Source organism: Serratia sp. G204Y, from assembly GCF_051172435.1.
GTDB classification, from domain to species: Bacteria; Pseudomonadota; Gammaproteobacteria; order Enterobacterales; family Enterobacteriaceae; genus Serratia; species Serratia sarumanii.
This window is the reverse complement of the sequence record NZ_JBPIZA010000001.1, coordinates 364,902-384,394: the sequence shown is the minus strand read 5'-3', so window position 1 is coordinate 384,394 and position 19,493 is coordinate 364,902. Positions and strand designations below refer to the sequence as shown.

16 protein-coding genes and 1 pseudogene are annotated in these 19,493 nt (G+C 56.5%); 9 read left to right on the top strand and 8 right to left on the bottom strand.

The annotated features are described in order from the left end of the window. Positions 1 to 6: 6 nt before the first annotated feature. From lptF to ACSBQQ_RS01885, 5 genes are all read left to right on the top strand, one after another. The gene (gene lptF, locus ACSBQQ_RS01905) at positions 7 to 1,077 is read left to right on the top strand and encodes an LPS export ABC transporter permease LptF (protein ID WP_060427749.1); all 1,071 of its coding nucleotides are present in this window, start codon (positions 7 to 9) and stop codon (positions 1,075 to 1,077) included. Next, on the top strand, positions 1,074 to 2,153 hold the full coding sequence (gene lptG, locus ACSBQQ_RS01900) for an LPS export ABC transporter permease LptG (protein WP_060427747.1): 1,080 nt from the start codon (positions 1,074 to 1,076) through the stop codon (positions 2,151 to 2,153). The genes lptF and lptG overlap by 4 nt, the downstream gene beginning before the upstream one ends. A 223-nt stretch (positions 2,154 to 2,376) precedes the next feature. Beyond that, the gene (locus ACSBQQ_RS01895) at positions 2,377 to 3,879 is read left to right on the top strand and encodes a phospholipase (RefSeq protein WP_072269926.1); all 1,503 of its coding nucleotides are present in this window, start codon (positions 2,377 to 2,379) and stop codon (positions 3,877 to 3,879) included. Then, entirely contained in the window at positions 3,876 to 4,634 is a 759-nt protein-coding gene (locus ACSBQQ_RS01890; RefSeq protein ID WP_060427745.1) for an ankyrin repeat domain-containing protein, read from the top strand. The genes ACSBQQ_RS01895 and ACSBQQ_RS01890 overlap by 4 nt, the downstream gene beginning before the upstream one ends. Positions 4,635 to 4,774: 140 nt before the next feature. After that, positions 4,775 to 5,548 carry an ankyrin repeat domain-containing protein gene (locus ACSBQQ_RS01885; protein ID WP_060427743.1) on the top strand — a complete coding sequence of 258 codons (774 nt, stop codon included), beginning with the start codon at positions 4,775 to 4,777 and terminating at the stop codon, positions 5,546 to 5,548. A 101-nt stretch (positions 5,549 to 5,649) separates the two neighbouring features. Here the strand turns inward: ACSBQQ_RS01885 and ACSBQQ_RS01880 are convergent. Further along, positions 5,650 to 6,957, bottom strand: a pseudogene (locus ACSBQQ_RS01880) (serine hydrolase domain-containing protein). A 107-nt stretch (positions 6,958 to 7,064) separates the two neighbouring features. Between ACSBQQ_RS01880 and ACSBQQ_RS01875 the strand changes: the two are divergent. The 3 genes from ACSBQQ_RS01875 to ACSBQQ_RS01865 all read left to right on the top strand — a co-directional run bounded on the left by ACSBQQ_RS01875 (position 7,065) and on the right by ACSBQQ_RS01865 (position 9,362). After that, the gene (locus tag ACSBQQ_RS01875; protein WP_060427739.1) at positions 7,065 to 7,958 is read left to right on the top strand and encodes a LysR family transcriptional regulator; all 894 of its coding nucleotides are present in this window, start codon (positions 7,065 to 7,067) and stop codon (positions 7,956 to 7,958) included. Positions 7,959 to 8,334: 376 nt separating this feature from the next. Then, complete coding sequence (locus ACSBQQ_RS01870) at positions 8,335 to 8,772, top strand: diadenylate cyclase (protein ID WP_107685458.1); 438 nt, start codon at positions 8,335 to 8,337, stop codon at positions 8,770 to 8,772. Next, positions 8,769 to 9,362: a hypothetical protein gene (locus tag ACSBQQ_RS01865; RefSeq protein ID WP_060427737.1), complete on the top strand. Its 594-nt coding sequence runs from the start codon at positions 8,769 to 8,771 to the stop codon at positions 9,360 to 9,362. Before ACSBQQ_RS01870 ends, ACSBQQ_RS01865 begins: the two co-directional genes overlap by 4 nt. Positions 9,363 to 9,788: 426 nt before the next feature. On the opposite strand, the gene ACSBQQ_RS01860 is transcribed toward ACSBQQ_RS01865, so the two are convergent. Beyond that, the gene (locus ACSBQQ_RS01860) at positions 9,789 to 10,700 is read right to left on the bottom strand and encodes an SIR2 family protein (RefSeq protein ID WP_158500248.1); all 912 of its coding nucleotides are present in this window, start codon (positions 10,698 to 10,700) and stop codon (positions 9,789 to 9,791) included. Between the two features lie 1,281 nt (positions 10,701 to 11,981). On the opposite strand from ACSBQQ_RS01860, the gene ACSBQQ_RS01855 reads away from it, so the two are divergent. Beyond that, on the top strand, positions 11,982 to 12,986 hold the full coding sequence (locus ACSBQQ_RS01855) for a LacI family DNA-binding transcriptional regulator (protein ID WP_060427732.1): 1,005 nt from the start codon (positions 11,982 to 11,984) through the stop codon (positions 12,984 to 12,986). Between the two features lie 6 nt (positions 12,987 to 12,992). Here the strand turns inward: ACSBQQ_RS01855 and araD are convergent, their stop codons facing one another. The 6 genes from araD to ACSBQQ_RS01825 are packed head-to-tail and all read right to left on the bottom strand — an operon-like array spanning position 12,993 to position 19,479. Beyond that, positions 12,993 to 13,685, bottom strand: a complete 693-nt coding sequence (gene araD, locus ACSBQQ_RS01850; RefSeq protein WP_033632583.1) for an L-ribulose-5-phosphate 4-epimerase — start codon at positions 13,683 to 13,685, stop codon at positions 12,993 to 12,995. Next, on the bottom strand, positions 13,679 to 14,548 hold the full coding sequence (locus tag ACSBQQ_RS01845; RefSeq protein WP_060427730.1) for an L-ribulose-5-phosphate 3-epimerase: 870 nt from the start codon (positions 14,546 to 14,548) through the stop codon (positions 13,679 to 13,681). Before ACSBQQ_RS01845 ends, araD begins: the two co-directional genes overlap by 7 nt. Continuing rightward, positions 14,535 to 16,022, bottom strand: coding sequence for an FGGY-family carbohydrate kinase (locus ACSBQQ_RS01840; RefSeq protein WP_060427728.1), 1,488 nt, complete (start codon positions 16,020 to 16,022; stop codon positions 14,535 to 14,537). Before ACSBQQ_RS01840 ends, ACSBQQ_RS01845 begins: the two co-directional genes overlap by 14 nt. Before the next feature lie 8 nt (positions 16,023 to 16,030). Next, positions 16,031 to 17,020 carry an ABC transporter permease gene (locus ACSBQQ_RS01835; protein ID WP_038877882.1) on the bottom strand — a complete coding sequence of 330 codons (990 nt, stop codon included), beginning with the start codon at positions 17,018 to 17,020 and terminating at the stop codon, positions 16,031 to 16,033. Beyond that, a complete protein-coding gene (locus tag ACSBQQ_RS01830) occupies positions 17,017 to 18,507 on the bottom strand; it encodes a sugar ABC transporter ATP-binding protein (RefSeq protein ID WP_049200535.1) in 1,491 nt (496 codons plus the stop codon). The genes ACSBQQ_RS01835 and ACSBQQ_RS01830 overlap by 4 nt, the downstream gene beginning before the upstream one ends. 54 nt (positions 18,508 to 18,561) lie before the next feature. Further along, the gene (locus tag ACSBQQ_RS01825) at positions 18,562 to 19,479 is read right to left on the bottom strand and encodes an ABC transporter substrate-binding protein (protein ID WP_015378502.1); all 918 of its coding nucleotides are present in this window, start codon (positions 19,477 to 19,479) and stop codon (positions 18,562 to 18,564) included. Positions 19,480 to 19,493: the final 14 nt, after the last annotated feature.

The following is a 19,493-nucleotide window of genomic DNA, read 5'->3' as shown; positions in this document are numbered from 1 at the left end:
TGACGCATGTCTTTGATTGAACGCTACATCACGGTTGAGATCCGCCGCCTGGTGATGATGATCGCCGGGTTTCTGATCTTTATGTTCGCCAGCTACTCCGCCCAGCGCTACCTGACCGACGCCGCCAACGGCACGCTGGCGCTGCGGGTGGTGGCCGACGTGGTGTTCTATAAGTCGCTGATCGCGCTGGAGATGATATTGCCCGTCGCGCTGTATGTCTCGGTGGCGGTGGCGCTGAGCCAGCTGTACAGCGATGCGGAAATCACCGCCATGCTGGCCGCCGGCGCCAGCCCGCTGCGGCTGTACAAGGCGGTGCTGATACTGGCCGTGCCGCTGGCGATAGCGGTCACGCTGCTGTCGCTGTATGGCAGGCCCTGGGCGTACGCCAATATTTATCAGCTGCAGCAAGAGTCGCAGTCGGTGCTGGACGTGAGCCACCTGCAGGCCGACAAATTCAACGTTAGCGGCAACGGCCGCATGATCCTCGCCAATCACGTCGACAAAACGGCCAACCACCTGACGGATGCCCTGATTTATGTGCGCGGCGGCCATCACACCAACCTGTACCGCGCGCAGTCGGTGGAGGTGCTCGACGCCTCCCCCGCCAGCCCCGCCGTGCGGCTGAAAACCGGCACCGCCTATGTGCTGGATCGCCAGGGCACCGACGACAACGGGCAGAACTACGACAACTTCGACATCGCGCTCAAACCGTTCGTACCCAGCGCCGAGAGCCGGCACAAATCGGCCTCGCCGGTGGAGCTGGCGCGCTCCGCCGATCCGGGTGACGCCGCCGAACTACAATGGCGCGAAAGCCGCGGGCTGACCACCGTGCTGATGGTGCTGTTGGCGATCCCCTTTAGCCGCATCAAGCCGCGACAAGGGCGCTACGCCGCGCTGCTGCCCCTGACGGTGCTGTTTACCGCGATTTTCTATGGCGGCAACATTTGCCGCACGCTGGTGGCCAACGGCTCTCTGCCGACGATCCCCGGCGTTTGGCTGGTGCCGCTGGCGATGGCTGCCGGCATCGCCCTGCTGCTGGCGCGCGACTTATCCCTGCTGCGGAAACCCTCCCGATGACTATTTTTAGCCGTTACCTGATCCGCAACGTGTTCATCGGCTTCGCCGCCGCGGCCGGGCTGCTCATCCCGCTGTTCACCACCTTTACGCTGATCAACGAGCTGGAGGACGTGACCCCGGGCGGCTACCGCTGGCAGCAGGCGCTGCTGGTGACCGTGCTGACCCTGCCGCGCAGCCTGGTCGATCTGGGGCCGTTTATCGCGCTGCTCGGCGGCATCGTCGGGCTGGGGCAGCTGTCGAAAACCCTGGAGCTGACCGCGATCCGCTCCGCCGGGATGTCGATATTCCGCATCGCGCTGGTGATGCTCGCCGCCGGGCTGCTGATGAACCTGTCGCTCGGCGCCCTCGATGAATGGGCGGCCTCGCCGCTGCAGCAACGCGCGCTGCAGATGAAGAACAACGCCCTAGCGCAGTCGAACAATAACGACGTCACCGTTAACCCGCTGTGGGCGCGGCGCGGCAACGAGTTTGTGACGGTCAAAACCGTCGATGAGAACGACCAGCCCCACGGCATTGAGATCTTCCGTTATCAGGCCAACCGCGCGCTCGAATCTTATATCTACGCCGACAGCGCCAGCACCGCCGCCGACGGCAGCTGGCTGCTGCACAACGTGATGCTGAAAAGCTGGCAAGGCAGAAAAGAGACGATTGAGCGGCAAAGCAGCCTGCCGTGGCGCTCGCTGTTCGCGGTGCCGAGCCTGAAAGAGCTGACCCTGCCGGCGGGCAGCTTCTCGCTGCAACAGCTGGAGCGCTATATCGATTACCTGCAGGGCTCGGGGCAGCCGAGCACCGAATACCGCCTGGCGCTGTGGAAAAAACTCGGCCAGCCCCTGCTGGTGCTGGCGATGATTTTGCTGGCCATCCCGTTTACCTTTACCGCCCCGCGCGCCCCCGGCATGGGCAGCCGGTTAGCGCTCGGCGTCATCATCGGGCTGCTGACCTACATCGCTTACCAGATCGTTCTCAACCTGGGGTTGCTGTTCGCCCTCAACGCGCCCTTCACCGCCCTCGCCCCGCCGCTTTTACTTCTGGCGCTGGCGTTAGTGCTGGTTTATCGGTTTGATCGGCGGGGTTAAAAACCCGCAGCAGCCTTTGGAAAACAAGAACTTTCCGGTTAACCTTTGGCCGGCTTTACAAATTGGCCTGAGCCGTTATCATCCCTTATCTGGTGTCCTATGCGCCGTTAGCTATCGCTGACTGCCGTTCGATAACATGCCCCTCAGGGCTCCATCGAGTGCAAGGAGTGCGAGCGCCCGCCTGAACAGGCCAAGACGCAGCAAGCAAAGGAAGAGACACACTATGTTTTCCCGTTTGAAACTGCTGTATATCGCCGATGATATTATTTCACCTGATGAATTCCCCCGTATAGTCAGCCCTTCCAGCGCCTGTCACAGCCTTTCATACATGCCGGACAATGACATTCTGTCGCTTTTTTCTGGTTTTCGCGGTGGCGAACGGATCCGCCGTGAAGTCGGCGTTACGCAAAACGGAATAAGCTCTAACCTGCGCGCAAGAGTGCAGAGCGACCTGATGAGCGGCGTTGTCGTAGCGGTTGAAACCCGGCCCGGCGTGTTGGCGACGATGGGGCCATTTTACGCCGACATCGACGGCTACCTGATACCGCAGGGAAGACAAGAGCCCAACTACCCGGTGGACAAGATAGTGAAGCGGTACGAAGAGGCCGTGAAGTCTTATGGCGGCCGCCGGGCGCGCCCGTCCGTCTTCCCCGCACAAGTCACGCGGGCCAAACCGGCCCTTGGCCCGGATATCCCGGCGCAAGGTGGAAGAGCCTCACAGTCGGTCGTGTCTGGCCCCTTGACCAAAGCGCAACGCTGGCAGGAGCGAAAATACCTCATTGGCCGCGGGCAACGGAGTATCTACCCGGACGCCCGAATCGCCTCGGAACGCCTGGCGGCAAACAATGTCGCCGTCGAGAAGGCAAAGCTGGCGGAGAATATCTACAAGACCACGAATCCGCTAAAGGATACACCCGGCGTTCCCGAGGGCTGGAAAGATATCAGTAACGATAATGCGGCCCTGAGTAAAATTGGGCTAAACAGAAATATGCTCTTCGACAGAGATGAATCGCCGGATTTTTTGGCAAGGGTATATCAACCTGACAACAGTATTTTTGGTAAAGAGATGAATCCGACGGTCGTGTTCAGAGGATCAAGAGCGCCAGAGTTCCCGGAGGGAATCGGCAGCGCCGCCAAAAAGGCCCTTAAGGGCGATTTGTCAGGAATTAAAAATGTGAATGACTGGATAAATAATGGTGCTCAGGGGATGGGGGCGAACTCAGATTATTATAAGCAGGCGGTTAAAATAGGATTACAAGTAAAGAACTCCTCCGGCGTCGATATTTCTGGTCATTCATTGGGCGGGGGAATGGCCTCAGCAGCATCAATGACCAGTGGAAAACCCGCCTGGACGTTTAATGCAGTCGGGCTCAACAGCGGAACAATTAGAAAATACGGAGGGGAGGCTCTTGGTTCAGCCAAGAACATACAGGCCTATCGAGTGGAAGGAGAACTGTTAACCACGTTACAGGAGGTTAATAACGAAAGTGATTATGAGCTTATAAAAAATGCCCTGCCCGATGCTTTGCAAAAACCCTGGGGCACAGCATTGCCTTTCACCTTGAAAGAGTGGTCATCACTGGCGATACCTGATGCCGCCGGCATACCACACACTCTTGCCGGTGGGACAGGAACCTTGCTCGATAAACACGGTATAGACCAGACAATAAAGTTGATTGAAGACCAGAAAGACGATGATATCGCCACTATCAGGGGGAGAATATGAGCAAGTTGATAATGGCCATGGCGTTACTGTTTACTGTTTTCATGATGCAAGGATGCAAAAAAAATATGGAATATGAGCCGCAGGATTTTTTTGAAGGCCGTCAACTGGAAGTCGCACAGCTGATTTATGATGGCGATGAAGTGAAACTGAAAGAAAAGCTTCCTTCAATAAACAAGCAAGAACTGAATCGACCAGTGAAAGCAGACATGACCCTGCTGTTTTGGTCGGTGCTAAACGCGATCTATGATAAAAATACGCCGGAAAGGCTGAAAATAATAACCGACCTGGTAAAAAGTGGCGCAGACCCGCTGCAACCCAGACCAGAGGGCGGGAGCAGCCCAGCGGAATTCGTCATGAAAGCCGACAAGGGGATTTGGGTCAAAGCCATGCTCGACGGCGGTTTACCGCCAAACGCAAAAGATAAGGTATTCAATGAGCCCATTATATTCCAAACAATCAAAGCCAAAAACCCTGAAACATTAAAGGTGATGCTGGATTATGGCGCGGATATAAACATCAGAGACTCCTTGCAACAAACCTTATTAATGGATGCTTTTTTTAGCTCAGCCTTTGAGCATATGACCTTACTGCTCAATCGGGGTGCGAATCCTAACCCGGTAAATATAAACAATCTTTCGCTGTTAACAGCAGTGAATCGGCAAATAAAAGACAGCCAAGATGGCTCAGAATACAATGTACAGTGTAAGAAAATACTCGAGCTCATGCTTTTGAAAGGAGCAAAGGAAACACAGTAATTTCATCAACGCAGATCTGACAGCTGCCGATTTTTTATACCTGGGCTGTCAGATTGCATCTGGTTTTCGATAAACACGCTATAGACCACACAATAAAACTGATTGAAGAGACGAGGATGTCACCATTCTCAGGGGAAAACATGAGCAAATCGATAATGACAATAGCGCTGCTGTTTACTGTCCTCATGGTGCAAGGATGCAACAAAAGCATGGAATATGAGCCACAGGATTTTTTTGAAGGCCTGCAGCTGGACATCGCACAGCTGATTTATGATGGCGATGAGGTGAAACTGAAAGAGAAGCTTCCTTCTATAAGCAAGGAAGAACTAAATCGACCGGTTAAGGCGGACATGACCCTGCTGTTTTGGTCGGTGCTAAACGCAATCTACGATAAAAATACGCCGAAAAGACTGAGGATTATTACTGACTTGGTTAAAGCAGGTGCAGACCCATTGCAACCCAGACCGGAAGGGGGAAGCAGTCCAGCTGAGTTTGTCCTGCAGGGCGATAAAGACGTCTGGATAAAAGCAATGTTGGATGGCGGGTTACCACCGAATTCTAGAGATAAAGTTCATAACGAGCCAATTATATTCGAAGCATTAGACGCGAAAAACCCTGAAACATTAAAGGTGATGCTGAATTATGGCGCAGACATAAATACAAGAGACTCATTGGGAAACACCTTGTTAATAAGCTCATTGGATTCTCATTCGTTTGATCATACGATTCTTTTGTTAGAGAGAGGTGCGGATAGTAAAATCAAAGGGAAGTTTGGTTGGACTATGGGCAATCAGCTTCAGCGCTTTATAGATAGAGGCGTAGGAGATGCCGAGGATAAAGAGAAAATTGACAAGATAAAAGAGTTATTAATTAAAAAGGGTGGTGACTGGCCTCCACTACCTGTAGAGAATTGATACTCCCCTACCCTACGGCATGGATAGGTCGACGTCGAAGACATGAAATATGCCGCTCAGGGGCGGAGGAATGGCAACCGCCCCTGCTTGCCCAGCCGACGTTAACGCAATTCCTTCGCTATGGCACTAAACATCAGCGATGCCTCCAGTGGTTGCGCGCTGAAGGACGGCTCCGCTTGCGGCCAGGTAGACCACTGGACGATCACCAGATTCTCTGCCTGATTAACCATAATCATCTGGCCGAAGATCCCCAGCGCCCACAGGGAATGCTTCAGGGATGCCTGCGGAGTAGGCTCAACGTTGGTCGCATTCACCGGCACTTCGTTGTTCCACCACTGGAAGCCGTAAATCCCGTCAGGATGGGCCGCCGACACCGAGCCAGCCGCCCGCGTCCAGTTGGACGACTGGGCTACCCAATCTTCCGGCAAGATCTGTTTGCCGTCCGGCAACCTCCCGTTATGCAGGATGAACTCGCCGAAGCGCCCTCAGTCTTCCAGCGTGGCGTTGAACCCGTGCGCACCCACGTCATGCTGGCCTTTGGCGTAGGCATGCCACACGCCGTCGCTCGCCATGCCGTAGGGCTGCCAGATGCTTTGCTGCAGATAGGCCGCCAGCGGCATGCCGGTGGCGCGCTCCAGCACGTCGCCCAGCAGCCACGCGCCGCCGGAGGAGTAAGACCAGTTCTGCCCGGCCGGATGCGCACGCTGCAAACCGGCCACCAGCTTGCGCACGCAGGCGTAGGTACCGGGCCTGGCTTCACACTCGGTCAGCTGCGCGAAGTCCGATTTCGGGTTGGTGTAATCCTCATTCCACGCCACGCCGGAGGTGTGGGTGATCAGCTGCCTGAGGGTCACGCCGTCCCACGCGGTGCCTTTCAGATCGGGTTCGTATTGCGTGATGAGATCGTCGAGCGAGTGGATCTTGCCCTGTTTAATCGCCACGCCCACCAGCGTGGCGACCACCGATTTGCCTACCGAGCGCGACGTCCACAGGGTGGCGTCGGTATTGCCCTGCCCCAGGTATTTCCAGGCGATTTTGCCGTCCTTCAATACCAGCATGCCGCTGACGTTCTGGCGCTGCAGGTAATCCTGCAGGCTGTAGGTTTTGCCATTCACCCGATAACTGGCGTCGGTTAACGGTTTAGCGGCAGTAAGCAGCGGCGTGGCATTGCCGTGGTGAAACACATCCCCCGCATAGTTGCGGTAGTCGTTACGAAAACCGACCACCCGATCGCTCTGGCTCCAGGTGAGCATCTTGTGCGTGTCCGGCAATTGCGCATCGAAAGGTGCGGGACAGGCGCTGAGTTCGGTGCCCGCACAGGCGGCCAGCGCGGCGGGCGCCAACAGGCCGCTGCAGAGACTGAGGACAACGCCCGCCAGCAGGCTGCGGTTAAACACTTTGCTTTTCATATTTTTTCTCGCTTAGCTCAGGAAGGCGTTCAGCTTAAAAAAACGCGGCCTATAATAAAAAACGCCTGATGGGGGAAAATCCCCCGAAAAATCGACGGGGGAACCGCGTGCCGAGCCTGATTTATTCCTTTGCCCAACTGGAAGCCTTCACCGCCGTGGCCGAGCATGGCAGCCTGGCGAAAGCCGCGCTCAAGCTGGGCAAAGACCGCACGACGCTGCGCGATTTGATTGATTTTCTCGAGGATGGCTTGGGCTATGCGCTGTTCCTGCGCGAGGGGCGCGGCCTGCACCTGACGCCAGAAGGCGAACAGCTGCAACGCCAGGCGCACCTGCTGATGCGCCAGGTAAAAGCGTTTGAGGCATTTGCCAAAGACGTGCCGAAGAGCGCGGCGCAGGAAATCTCGCTGGTCTACGATCCCTTTACACCCCGCGCGCTGTTGCAAGCGCTGATTGCCGCCATGGCCCAACGCAACACGCGGCTGAGTCTGATTAACGCCTCACGCGACGAAGCGGAAAGGCTGCTGGCAAGCGGCCAGGCCGATCTGGGGATCTGTCAGGCGCGCCACCGCAGCGTGGGCGACGCCATGGAGTGGCGCGCCTTAGGGGCGATAGAGATGGATTTTTACGCGTCTAAAGCGCTTTTCCCCGGCGCGGAACAACCGCTTTCGCTGCTGGAGCTCTCGCTCACGCCGCAGGTGATCATGCATCCGGACTCTGACGAACCGGTGGCGCGCCGCCTGCAAATTTCCGGGCATACCATTTTCACCAACGAGCTGGAAATGCTGCGCGCCCTGCTTGAACAAGGCTGCGGCTGGGGATTCTTGCCGACGCATATGCATGCCGAACAGTGGAAAAACGTCAACACGCTGCGCACCCAAGTAGGCAGCCAGGGGATCAGCCAAACCATGGTGACCATCTGGAAACCGGGCAATGACCGGCGGGCGTTGATTGATGAGACGTTGGGGTTGTTGCCGGGATTGTGGCGGGGAGCTGAGGGGTGAAAAGTCGCTGTTAGATTAGCGGTGTTGTTATCGGTGGTCGATCGTGGGAAGCATCGCCTGCGTTGTTGGTCCGTTTGCTCTTAAGCGGGGATTGTTGTTTCCCTCAATGCGCCCCTCACCGCCTTTAATTCAGCGCTACTAGTGCTAGTTTATTGCTTTGATAGGCGGCATTTGAGGGGCGAATTTGAGCGAGAGCAGACATTTTCCTTTGTTGTGGTCAGCTAAAACTGTATCTCGCCCTGAGGCAGGACATCAAACCTCATACCATTGTTGCTATAAATCTTCCATTACAAAGAAAATTATTGGATAATCGCTTTTATTGATATGACTGTTTGATTTTTGGTAGTTAATAGCTAAAAACAGAAAGAAATGAACGATGACAAAAGAGAATTTATATAAATTACTATATGATATTTGGAGCGAATCTAATCGCGTTTATTTTTCTGGCCTAGGGGTTATTATATGTAATAACCCTGACGGTCTTCCCATCACGAGCCTTAGAAATGTAGCCCCCATACAGAATGATTCCACACTGGGATTATTAGCAAGAATTTCCAATAAAAATAGCGAATATCACGATGGTTTTCACATCTTAAATGAAGCAGGAAATGTTACTTATATCGCACAATATTTCTCACCACCAATCATAGAGAACATCAGCTTTGACAGGTCAAGATTCATCGGGGGACGTTTTGTTGCTGCTCTTTATGGTTCTTGTATCAATGAGATTAAACTTACAGGGATTGTAAGCGAAGGGGATCGTCTTTCTATATTTGAGGCTGGCAAGGAAGTTTATTATGAGGAGTTGCAATGATAAACCTTCTCCCAATAGGGAAAATAATATCAATAATTGCCGTTATCTATGCGACTGCCTGCTGTTTGATTTTATGGGGCGTATATGATGAAAACACAACTTTAGTGACAGCCCTATCAGTTGCATCTGGAGGTTCGTTTCTTCTTAATACTATTTTAATATCAATTTTTTTCTTTGGGTGGCGAAAGCTATGGCAATGGTTCCCTAAACTAAATGACCTACTATTCCCTGATTTGAACGGAACCTGGGATATGGTTATTCATTGGGAATGGAAAGATAAAAAAGGCATATCCCACGCACAAGCAACTATAAGGCAAAATTTTCTTAGAATTGGAATGGATGTCGAAGCTGACGACTCCGATTCTCAGACGTTGGTGGCTAAACCCAAAAAGGATACCGAAACGGGGCGAGCAGCACTCTACTACGTTTTTTTAACAACCCCCAAGCATAAAGCAGGTTTTGCTGCGCAAGATCCTTACAGAGGCACAGCGATTCTCAAGCTAAACCTTAATGGTAAAGAAGTGCTAAATGGAAACTACTTCACAAGTCGTAAAACAGTAGGTCATTACGAGCTGACACGCATTGACTGATCGCTAGCCAACGGTTGACGTCCCCTGACTGGGAACCAATATCCTTAGAAAGTTATCATAGATAATGATCGAAGTCTAAACACTGCTTTTGTATAAACTGATTGATTAGTCATCGAAATTCTTTCCTTATAAACTTGAAGAGAGATAAATATACAAGACCAGGAAATGAAAGTGTGAACTTATTTGCTTTAGCCAAAACCACACTGCTTAACTGATAAATAGTAACAATCATATCAAACATTAATCAGGCACGAGTATTTAAAATACTCGTGGCCATGGTTAGATTATTAGTCCGGCACCACTACTCTGTTTTTCTATTTCACAGCACACCCAGACTACAGATTAGAGTTCACAACAATGTCCGCTCTTGGCCGAACTAACTGTGCAGAAGGCTCACTGTGAGCAAACAGCGGACGTTTGCAGTTGTTAACATGAACTAATACTTTGTTGGTTTGCTGTATCCTGATTGATGTTTGCATTTATTTTCTTGATTGCAGACCAATACATATCTTCGAAGTTATGGCCTATTACTTCAATTGTAATAACTTTGACACTGAATGCTTCAAGCAACCCTTTCTTCTCATCACTAATATAATGGGTGTAAAAATAGATTTTGTTATTTATTGTTGCTTCAGATAAAAATCGGGCTCGTTTATTTAGCAACCACCAGATGTCAGTCTCGCTGTAGTCTAATGAAAAACCGAGAATGTGGATATTGCTTGAGAAAAATAGATCAACCCAGGACGTATGACAAAATGAAGCATCCTTTAGTTTGTCTAACATGGGTTTAACAGTAACATCATCACCACTTATCTTATGTGAGTACGTACCTTTAACATATGCATCGATTTTGCTCACTGAACCACAATAATGATCTAATCCAAGCATGATGGATTTAGGGTTATCTATTTCACCGTGTATATTCCAGAGAAATTTTGTATCGTTCTCTGACTCGTACATCCTCTTTCTTCTCAGACTATAGATGTCTTCTGAACTGAGCTTTATCGGCGAAATGTTAAGTGCCTTTTCGAAAGCGTAATCATAGTTGGTAGTAAGATAATGCTCAATGGGTAATGATGCTAACTCTTCAAGAACCTCATTTGGTCCTTGCTCTCGCAGCCCGTTAGCTATAACATTTTTTATTTCAAGCTCATCTTTTTTTTCGCTTCTATCTGGCACGTGTTTATCCAGAAATATTCGTTCATACACCATAGTGTTTGGCAGCTGCCCGCTTTCGAATTTGTTGATACCTTTTATATTATCCAGCAAATCATCCCAGGTAACGTGATTTTCAGAAAGTCTATTTATTCCATTACCAAAAAAAAGAGTGTTTTTCATATTTACCATCTTATTTTAGCCAGTTAACTATGTTATTAAATTCTATATTTTAAAAAATCATGATCCACAATCATTATTTTTCATTAGTAGCGTGAAGAGATCAAGTGCTCGTTCGTAATTAATTTTATGTTTCCCGTGTGGTGTCGCCTCGATGAACATCCGCATCTCTTGGGGAGAGAACGAAAAATCATTAGGCAGTTTAAGCACCCTTTTTACTATTCCGTCCGCTGAATTACACTGGTCACAAATTAGTGTTTCAGGAAACCGAGACACGCCTAAACACCTGTAATCAGTAGAATGGTCATGGTGTTTGTGTAATGCTGCAACCCAATCCATAAAAGCGGCCGGTGTATTCGGGAATCTGAGGGTCCATCTCATGATCTGAAATTTGCTGCGTCCACACCCCGGGCAGATCCAGTTGTCTCCCGTTGTTTTCCATAGTCTATGATAATGGAGTCCAGTGTGGTTCCGATAATCTTCGAATGTAGGCGTTTTGTTCTTCATTATTTCACTGGCTCTCCACTTTTACAGCACTTCTGCGGTTAGGTTGTCATTCAGGATGGCTGGAACATTGTTGTAATCTGTAACACATGTGAACACAGATATGACTACTCTAGAGCTGTCCTAAATCATCATCCAATGTGGCTATACGTTGGATTATATCGTACAAAACGGACCTCTCCATCACCCGGTGAAAACCACAAGAACATAAATAGCGGGTCTTTCCGGACGAGGATTTGTCAGAGGTCAATAATTCGCTTCACACTAGCCAGGGGAAATTTTCATACTGAAAGCACATAGGATACCGCAAAGGCTTTTCTGCAGGTTTCACTGCGAAAAGAATAATCACCCATCAAAATTATTGCACCTATATTAGGCATGCTTACAAAGGCAGCCCCCCTTTCATTTTTCCACCATACCTACTTAAGAAGTATGGAATTAATAATTATCACAATCGCAGATAGATGGCTATAGATCCGTTTCATTCACTGTGCAACTGACTTATTTCAATTGATTAATACAGTGTGCATGTTAGCAACGTCCGCTCCTGGCAGATACTAGCCTTCTCCCATAAAACACGCCTTAAAAAATTTTCCTGCAACAAAATTCAATCATGCGGAATAATTAAATAAAAAACTAATCAACAAACTTTATTATTGAATGCCTTTACATTTTGTCATTCCCACCCCCACTCCAAACACCCTACCCTCCCCCCCTAGCACCGCCCTCGCCCTTTCCCTACAATAAGGGATCTGTTGAGGCATAACGCAAGGAAAGACGGTGTCGAAAGCCAATCCCAATGCCACTATCGTGGATATCGCCCGCCGCGCCAGGGTGACCAATATCACCGTTTCCCGCGCCTTCAATAAACCCGAGCTGGTCAAGCCGGAAACCCGCGAGCGCATTCACGCCATCGCCAAAGAGCTGAACTATGTGCCCAACGCCTTCGCGCAGGGGCTGAAAAGCAGCAGCAGCCAGATTATCGGCATCGTCACCAGCAGCATGTACAACCCGTTCTATTCCGGCCTGATCAAGACCGTGTCGCGCATTGCGCGTCAGCAGGGCTACCAGATCATGCTGTTCGACACCGACGGCAGCGAAGAGGCGGAAATGCGCGCCATTCAGGCGCTGTTCGGCTACAAGGCGCGCGGCATTCTGCTGTCGGCGGTGCGCGACGACAAGCGCTACCGCCCCGCCTATCTCGAGCTGGCCGAGGTGTACGGCGTGCCGCTGATCCTGATCGACCGCGACCTTTACGATCAGCAACTGAGCGGCGTGTTCCTCGATAACCGCGAGATCGGCGTGCTGGCCGGGCGCTATCTGGCGGAGCAGCCGGAGAAGAAGCTGCTGATTATCGGCGGCCCGGCAGATTCGGAAATTACGCTCACGCGCACCGCCGGCATCGTCGCGGCCTTGCAGGGCAGCGGCCGTGAGATTCATATCATCAACGGCGACTATGATTTCACCTCGCAGGAAAGCGAGGTGCGCGCCTATCTGGCGCAGCTGGAGAACCGCCCGGATTACATCATCGGCCTGAACGGCATCATCACGCTGGGCGCCATCGCCATCTGCCACGAGATGGGGCTTTATGAGCAGGTGAAGTTCTTTTCGATAGACGAACCGCCGCGCGCCGGCGCTTACGGCCTGCATATTCCGGGGGTGTATCACGATACGCAGAAACTGGGGGAGATCGCCGCGGAGCTGCTGTTCAGCGCCATTAACAGCCCGCGCGGCGAGCTGCCGGTGCGCAGAGAGTTCTTCACCGGCTCGCTGTTGAATCGCTGACGGGCGCTATTGCCCGTAGTAGGCGTGTTTGCCGTGCTTGCGCAGGAAATGTTTGTCCAATAGTTCCGGCTGCATCGGGGCGATGGCCGGCGCCAGCTGGCGCGTCGCCATCGCCATGATCGCCACCTCTTCCAGCACCACCGCATTGTGCACCGCATCCGCCGCGTCCTTGCCCCAGGCGAACGGGCCGTGGGAGTAGACCAGCACCCCCGGCACCTGCTGCGGATCGCGCCCCGCCTGATTGAAGGTCTCGATAATCACCTTGCCGGTTTCCCCCTCGTAATCCCCGGCGATCTCCGCCTCGCTCATCGGCCGGGTACAGGGAATGTCGCCGTAAAAGTAGTCGGCGTGGGTGGTGCCCAGCGCCGGGATCGGCTGCCCGGCCTGCGCCCAGATGGTGGCGTTGCGGCTGTGGGTGTGCACCACGCCGCCGATATCGGCGAAGGCGCGGTACAGCGCCAGGTGAGTGGCGGTGTCGGATGAGGGTTTGCGGTGCCCTTCGCGCACCTTGCCCTCCAGATCCACCACCACCAAATCCTCCAGCGTCATCGCCTCGTAGGCGATGCCCGAAGGCTTGATCACCACCAGCCCGCTCTGGCGGTCGATCGCCGAGACGTTGCCCCAGGTAAAGGTCACCAGCCCGTATGCCGGCAGGCTGAGGTTGGCGGCCAGCACCTGCCGCTTGAGTTCGTTCAGCATGCGATGCCTCCATCATTCATCTGTTGTTCGATCCAGGCCTTGGCCTGGGCAATGCGTTGCTTGTCCTGCCCGTCTTCGCGCGCCCACATCTCCAGCAGGTAGGGGCCGCGATAGCCGAGCGCGTTGAGCACGGCAAAGGCGTGGGCGAAATCCACGCAGCCCTCGCCGAACGGCACGTCGCGAAACTGCCCGGCGCTGCTCGGCCCCACCGCGACGGTGTCTTTGAGGTGCACGGCGGTGATGCTGCCGATGCCCAGCGCCAGCTCGGCGGCGACGTCGTTGCCCCAGGCGCTGAGGTTGCCGAGATCGGGATACACCGTGAACCACGGGCTGTTGACGTGGCGGGCGATGTCGCGCCATTTGCTGATGCTGTTGATGAACGGCGTGTCCATCACCTCCACCGACAGCATCACCTGCGCCCTGGCGGCCTGCGCCGCCGCCCACTGCATGCCTTCGATAAAGCGTTCGCGGCTGTGGCGATCGGCGGGTTCGTAATAGACGTCGTAGCCCGCCAGCTGGATGTTGCGGATGCCGAGATCCGTCGCCAGTTCCAGCGCCTTGCTCATCAGCACCCGCGCCCGTTCGCGGGTGGCGGCGTCGGCGCTGCCGAACGGATCGCGCCGGTGCGCCGACAGGCACAGGCTCGGTACCGTCACCCCGCTGTCGAGCCGCGCTTGGATAAACGCCAGCCGCTGGCGGCGATCCCAGTCCAGCCGCTGCTGGCGCGCCGGCTGCTCGTCGATCGACATCTCCACAAATTCAAAGCCCAGCTCGGCGGCGGTGGCCAGCCGCTGCGGCCAGCTCAGATCGGCGGGCAGCGCTTTTTCATACAGCCCCAGACAGGCGGCGTTAGTCGTTTGCATCAGTCACCTCACTCAAAGCCTGAGCGACCGCCAGATAGCGCGCCTGCTGGGCGCGCAGGCGCCGATGGGCGGCGGTCGCGGGATAATAACAGCGCAGCTTGGGCGGCGCGGCGGCGATCGCCTCGGCGAACCCGGCGTACTCCCCGGCGCCGACGGCGGCGCACAGGGCGGCGGCGCGGCAGCCGCTCTGGCGCGTTTCCACCACCTCAAGCGGCAGGTTGCCGGCGTCGGCGTACATCTGCATCCAGACCTCGGACTGCGTCGGCCCGCCGGTCATGCGCACCCGCTCGATGCGCGGGTTCAGCTGCACCATGCGCTCCTGATGGATCAGGTGCGAGAACACGATGCCCTGGTAGATCGCCTGCACCACGTCCGCCATCTCGTGGTGGGCGCTCAGGCCGATCAGCCCGCCCGGCGTGTTGCCGCCGAGGTTGGAGCCGTACAGATAAGGCAGGAACAGCAGCCCGCTGGGCTGCTCGCGGCGCTCGGCCACCCAGGCATTGAACTGGGCGTAGCGCTGCCGATCGTCGGCGCAGAACTGGCGCAGGAACCAGGCCAAATTGCCTGCCGAGGTCGGGCTGCCTTCGTGCACGAAATAGCGGCCGTCGATGCAGTAGCGCCCCCAGGCGTAGGGGTAATCGGCGCGAATGATGCGCTCGGTTACGCAGGTGGCGATCGACCAGGTGCCCGCCACCGCGCTGAGCGTGCGATCGTCGGCCACGCCGGAGCTGAGCGCCGCGCCCACCACGTCGAACAGGCCGCCGTACACTGCGGTGCCTGCCCGCAGGCCGCATTGCGCCGCCGCCGCGGCCGTCACCCGCCCGGCCAGCTGCGCCGAGCCGATCACCGGCGCGGTTTTCTCCTGCGCCTCTTCGATGCCGAAGGCCGCCATCAGCGCCGGATCGTAAGCGCCGCTGTGCTGGTTAAACAGGTTGCTGCCGGAGATGTTGGTCACCTCGGCCGCCGCCTCGCCGGTGAGGCGAAAGCGCAGGTAGTCGTGCGCCATCAGGATGCGATCGACGGCGGCGTACTGCGCCGGTTGCTCATGCTTCAGCCAGCGCAGCAGCAGCGCCGGGTGGCTGGGCCACAGCGGCTGCAGGCTGCGCGGGTAGGTCTGCGCGTCCACGCCGGCGCGGCGCAGCTCAGCCGCCGTGGCCGCCGCCCGGTTGTCCGAAGAGAGGATGCCGTTGCCAACCGGCTTGCCGTGGCGGTCGATGGCGTACAGCCCTTTGCCGTGCGCCGAAAAGCTGACGCCGCGCACCTGCCCGGCATCCAGCCCCGCCGCGTGCAGCGTCTGGCGGATCGCCGCGCAAACGTCATCCCACAGCGCGTCCATATTGCGTTCGCTGAAGCCCGGCTGGGCGGCAATCGCCGCGCCGTCGCGCTCGGCGACTGCCAGCTCTTCGCCGCTTGCCCGGTACAGCCCGGCCTTGATCACCGTGCCGCCGACGTCTATGCCAAGAAAGACTGCCATCGCGCCCCCTATTTGCGCCGCACGGAGCTGAGGTAGATGGCGGCCAGAATGATGCCGCCCTTCACCACGTTCTGGATATACGGCGACACGTTCATCAGATTGAGGCCGTTGTTGAGCACCCCGAGCATCATCGCCCCCACCAGCGTGCCGACGATGGCGCCGCGCCCGCCGGAGATCGCCGCCCCGCCCAGCACCACCGCGGCGATGGCGTCCAGCTCGAAGCCTTCGCCGGCGTTGGGCTGCCCGCTCATCAGGCGCGAGGTCAGCACCAGCCCGGCCAGCGCGGCGGTCAGGCCGCTGATCACGTACACCAGCATCTTGTAGCGCGGCACGCGGATGCCGCTCAGCCGCGCCGCCTCTTCGTTGCCGCCCATCGCATAGACGTAGCGGCCGAACGGCAGTTGGTTGAGCATCAGCCAGGCCAGCACGTACACGCCGAGCATGATCAGGATCGGCACCTGGATGCCCAGCACCGTGCCGCGGCCGAAGAAGGAGAAGACGTCGGGCAGGCCGGAGATCGGGTAACCGCCGGTATAGAGCAGCGCCAGGCCGCGGGCGATGCCCATCGACGCCAGGGTGACGATGATCGGCGGCATGCGCAGATAGGCGATGCAGGCGCCGTTGGCCAGGCCGAACAGCGCGCCGACCGCCAGCGCCGCCACCATCGCCAGCGGGATCGGCACCGCCGCCAGCATCAGCCCGGCGGCGACCGAACCGGCCAGCGCCATCACCGGCCCCACCGAGAGATCGATGCCGCCGGTCAGGATGGCGCAGGTCATGCCCACCGCGATGATGGCATTGATAGACACCTGGCGCGCCACGTTGGTCAGGTTGTTGACGCTGAGGAAGCTGTCGTTCAGCAGGCTCATCAATACGAACAGGACAGCGAAGCCGATAAACGGCAAGACCGCCGGGTGATGCAGCAGTTTTTCCCAGCGCTTGCCGAGGCTGGGGCCGGCGGCGCGGCGCGCCACGGCGGGTTGTTCAATTCCGATCATAAGGCACTCCCGGTCGCGTGAAGCATAATGTGGTTGGATTCGATGTCGTCGCCGGTCAGCTCGGCGACGATGTGGCCGCCGCGAAACACCAGCACGCGGTCGCACACGCCGATGATCTCCGGCAGTTCGGAGGAAATCATGATGATGGAGATGCCCTGCTGGGTCAGTTGCTGCATCAGTTGGTAGATCTCGGCCTTGGCGCCCACGTCGATGCCGCGCGTCGGTTCGTCGAAGATCAGGATGTTGCAGTCGTTGTTGAGCCAGCGGGCGATCACCACCTTCTGCTGGTTGCCGCCGCTCAGGGTGCTGACGGCGGTCTCGGCGTCCGGGGTTTTCACCCCCACGGCGCGGATCAGCCGCTGCACCACGTCGCGATCCTGGCGGGCGCTGACGAAGATCTTGCCGCGCCGGTGGTGCCGGTTGAGGGTGATGTTCTGCGCCACCGAGAACGGCAGCACCAGGCCCTCGGTTTTGCGGCTCTCCGGCAGCAGGCCGATGCCCTGCGCCAGCGCCTGCGCCGGGGAGCGCAGCGCCGCCGGTTGGCCGCCGAGGCTAACGCGTTTGCGGTGGCAGCGGCTGGCGCCGATCAGCGCCGAGACGGTCTCGGTGCGCCCGGAGCCCACCAGCCCGGCGAAGCCGAGGATCTCGCCCTTGTGCAGGTGGAAGCGGTCGGTCGCGCCGTGCTTCTCGCGCTGGATCTCCGCCTCCAGCAGCACCGTCGCGGTATCGACCGGGTGCTGTTTCACCGGGAAGGCGTTCTCGATTTTGCGCCCGACCATCAGCCGCACCAGCTCTTCCACGTTGGTGTCGCCGGTGGCCAGCGTTTCGATGTAGGCGCCGTCGCGCAGCACGGTGATGCGATCGCAGATGGTGAAGATCTCGTCCAGGTGGTGCGAGATAAACACCATGCCGACGCCCAGCAGCCGCAGATCGTTCATCACGCTGAACAGGTGCTCGGCCTCGCCCGGCGTCAACGTGGCGGTCGGTTCGTCCAGCACCAGCACCCGCGCCTCCAGCGACAGCGCTTTGGCGATCTCAACGAACTGCTGCTGCGCCACGCTCAGTTGCTCCACCGGGCAATCGAGATCGATAGCCACCGTCAGCCGCTTGAAGATCGCCTCGGCCTTGCGCCGCATCGCCCGCCGATCCAGCAGGCCCCAGCGGTTCCTGATCTCCCGGTTGAGGAAGATGTTGTCGATGGCGCTCATGTAGGGAATCAACGAGAATTCCTGAAAAATAATGCCGACGCCGGCCTCGATCGCCTGGCGATAGTTGTTAAAGCGGCGCTGCTCGCCGTCGATAAAAATATCGCCCTCGTCCGGCTGATAGATGCCGCACATGATTTTCACCAGCGTCGATTTGCCGGCGCCGTTTTCGCCCAGCAGGGCGTGCACTTCGCCGCGTTGAATGGCCAGATCGATGCCGTCCAGCGCCTTCACGCCGGGAAAGCTCTTCTTTATTCGCTTCAGTTCCAGTAAAGGTGTCACCGCATTGCCCTCCGCGCCGAACGCCCCGCCGCAGCGGGGCGAACCTGGCCGCTGTTACCAGCTAAAGCCGGCCGCATTGCTGCGGTCGATCAGCTTCACTTTGACCGGCACGGTTTTCGGCACCGTGGCGCCCCAGTAGCGGGCCAGCGCAATGCCGAGCGCGATGCGCAGCTGGTCGCGCGGGAACTGCGCCGAGGTGGCGATAAACGGCGAGTTCGGCTTGAGGATCTCTTTGATGGCTTCCGGCTGGCCGTCTACACTTACCAGCTTGACCTTGGCGCCGTTGCTTTCGATCGCCGCCAGGGCGCCGAGCGCGCCGACGTCGTTGACGCTGAAGATGCCCGCCAGATCCGGCGCCGACTGCAGCATGTTTTCGGTCACGGTCAGCGCGGTGTCACGTTCCTGCTTGCCGTTTTGCTTGGTGACGATCTTGATGTCGGGGTATTTCTTCATCGCCGCTTCAAAGCCGCGCACGCGCTCCAGGATCGGCACCACCGGGATGCCGTCGAGGATCGCCACCTTGCCTTTGCCGCCCAGCGCTTTCGCCAGGTACTCGCCCGCCTGGAAGCCGGCGTCGTAGTTCTCCGAGCCGACGAACGAGTCCAGCGGCCCTTCCGCCTGCGCGTCGATCGCCACCACCACCGCGCCGGCCTTATGGGCGGAGATCACCGCCGACTGCACCCCCACCGAATCGGTCGGGTTGATCAGCAGAATGTCTACCTTCTTCTGCAGCATGTCTTCCACGTCGCCGATCTGCTTGGCGACGTCATGGCGCGCATCGGCCACGTACACCTTGGCGCCGATATCCGCCGCCGCCTGATCCAGCGCCTGTTTCATGGTGACGAAGTAGTCGTTGTTCATCTCCTGGAACGACATACCGATAGTGATTTGCTTGGCCAGTGCCCCATGGCTGGCCGCCAACATTCCACCGGCGACGATAAAAGGCAGGGTCTTTTTGAATAATGAAAACATAGCCAATTCTCCTG

Bases quoted from the DNA above. Each gene is read 5' to 3' on its own strand.
- ACSBQQ_RS01890 (WP_060427745.1), top strand. From the start codon at position 3,876: ATGAGCAAGTTGATAATGGCCATGGCGTTACTGTTTACTGTTTTCATG.
- ACSBQQ_RS01895 (WP_072269926.1), top strand. From the start codon at position 2,377: ATGTTTTCCCGTTTGAAACTGCTGTATATCGCCGATGATATTATTTCA.
- ACSBQQ_RS01865 (WP_060427737.1), top strand. From the start codon at position 8,769: ATGATAAACCTTCTCCCAATAGGGAAAATAATATCAATAATTGCCGTT.
- lptF (WP_060427749.1), top strand. From the start codon at position 7: ATGTCTTTGATTGAACGCTACATCACGGTTGAGATCCGCCGCCTGGTG.
- ACSBQQ_RS01860 (WP_158500248.1), bottom strand. From the start codon at position 10,700: ATGAAAAACACTCTTTTTTTTGGTAATGGAATAAATAGACTTTCTGAA.
- ACSBQQ_RS01870 (WP_107685458.1), top strand. From the start codon at position 8,335: ATGACAAAAGAGAATTTATATAAATTACTATATGATATTTGGAGCGAA.
- lptG (WP_060427747.1), top strand. From the start codon at position 1,074: ATGACTATTTTTAGCCGTTACCTGATCCGCAACGTGTTCATCGGCTTC.
- ACSBQQ_RS01845 (WP_060427730.1), bottom strand. From the start codon at position 14,548: ATGCAAACGACTAACGCCGCCTGTCTGGGGCTGTATGAAAAAGCGCTG.
- ACSBQQ_RS01885 (WP_060427743.1), top strand. From the start codon at position 4,775: ATGAGCAAATCGATAATGACAATAGCGCTGCTGTTTACTGTCCTCATG.
- ACSBQQ_RS01835 (WP_038877882.1), bottom strand. From the start codon at position 17,020: ATGATCGGAATTGAACAACCCGCCGTGGCGCGCCGCGCCGCCGGCCCC.
- ACSBQQ_RS01840 (WP_060427728.1), bottom strand. From the start codon at position 16,022: ATGGCAGTCTTTCTTGGCATAGACGTCGGCGGCACGGTGATCAAGGCC.
- araD (WP_033632583.1), bottom strand. From the start codon at position 13,685: ATGCTGAACGAACTCAAGCGGCAGGTGCTGGCCGCCAACCTCAGCCTG.
- ACSBQQ_RS01825 (WP_015378502.1), bottom strand. From the start codon at position 19,479: ATGTTTTCATTATTCAAAAAGACCCTGCCTTTTATCGTCGCCGGTGGA.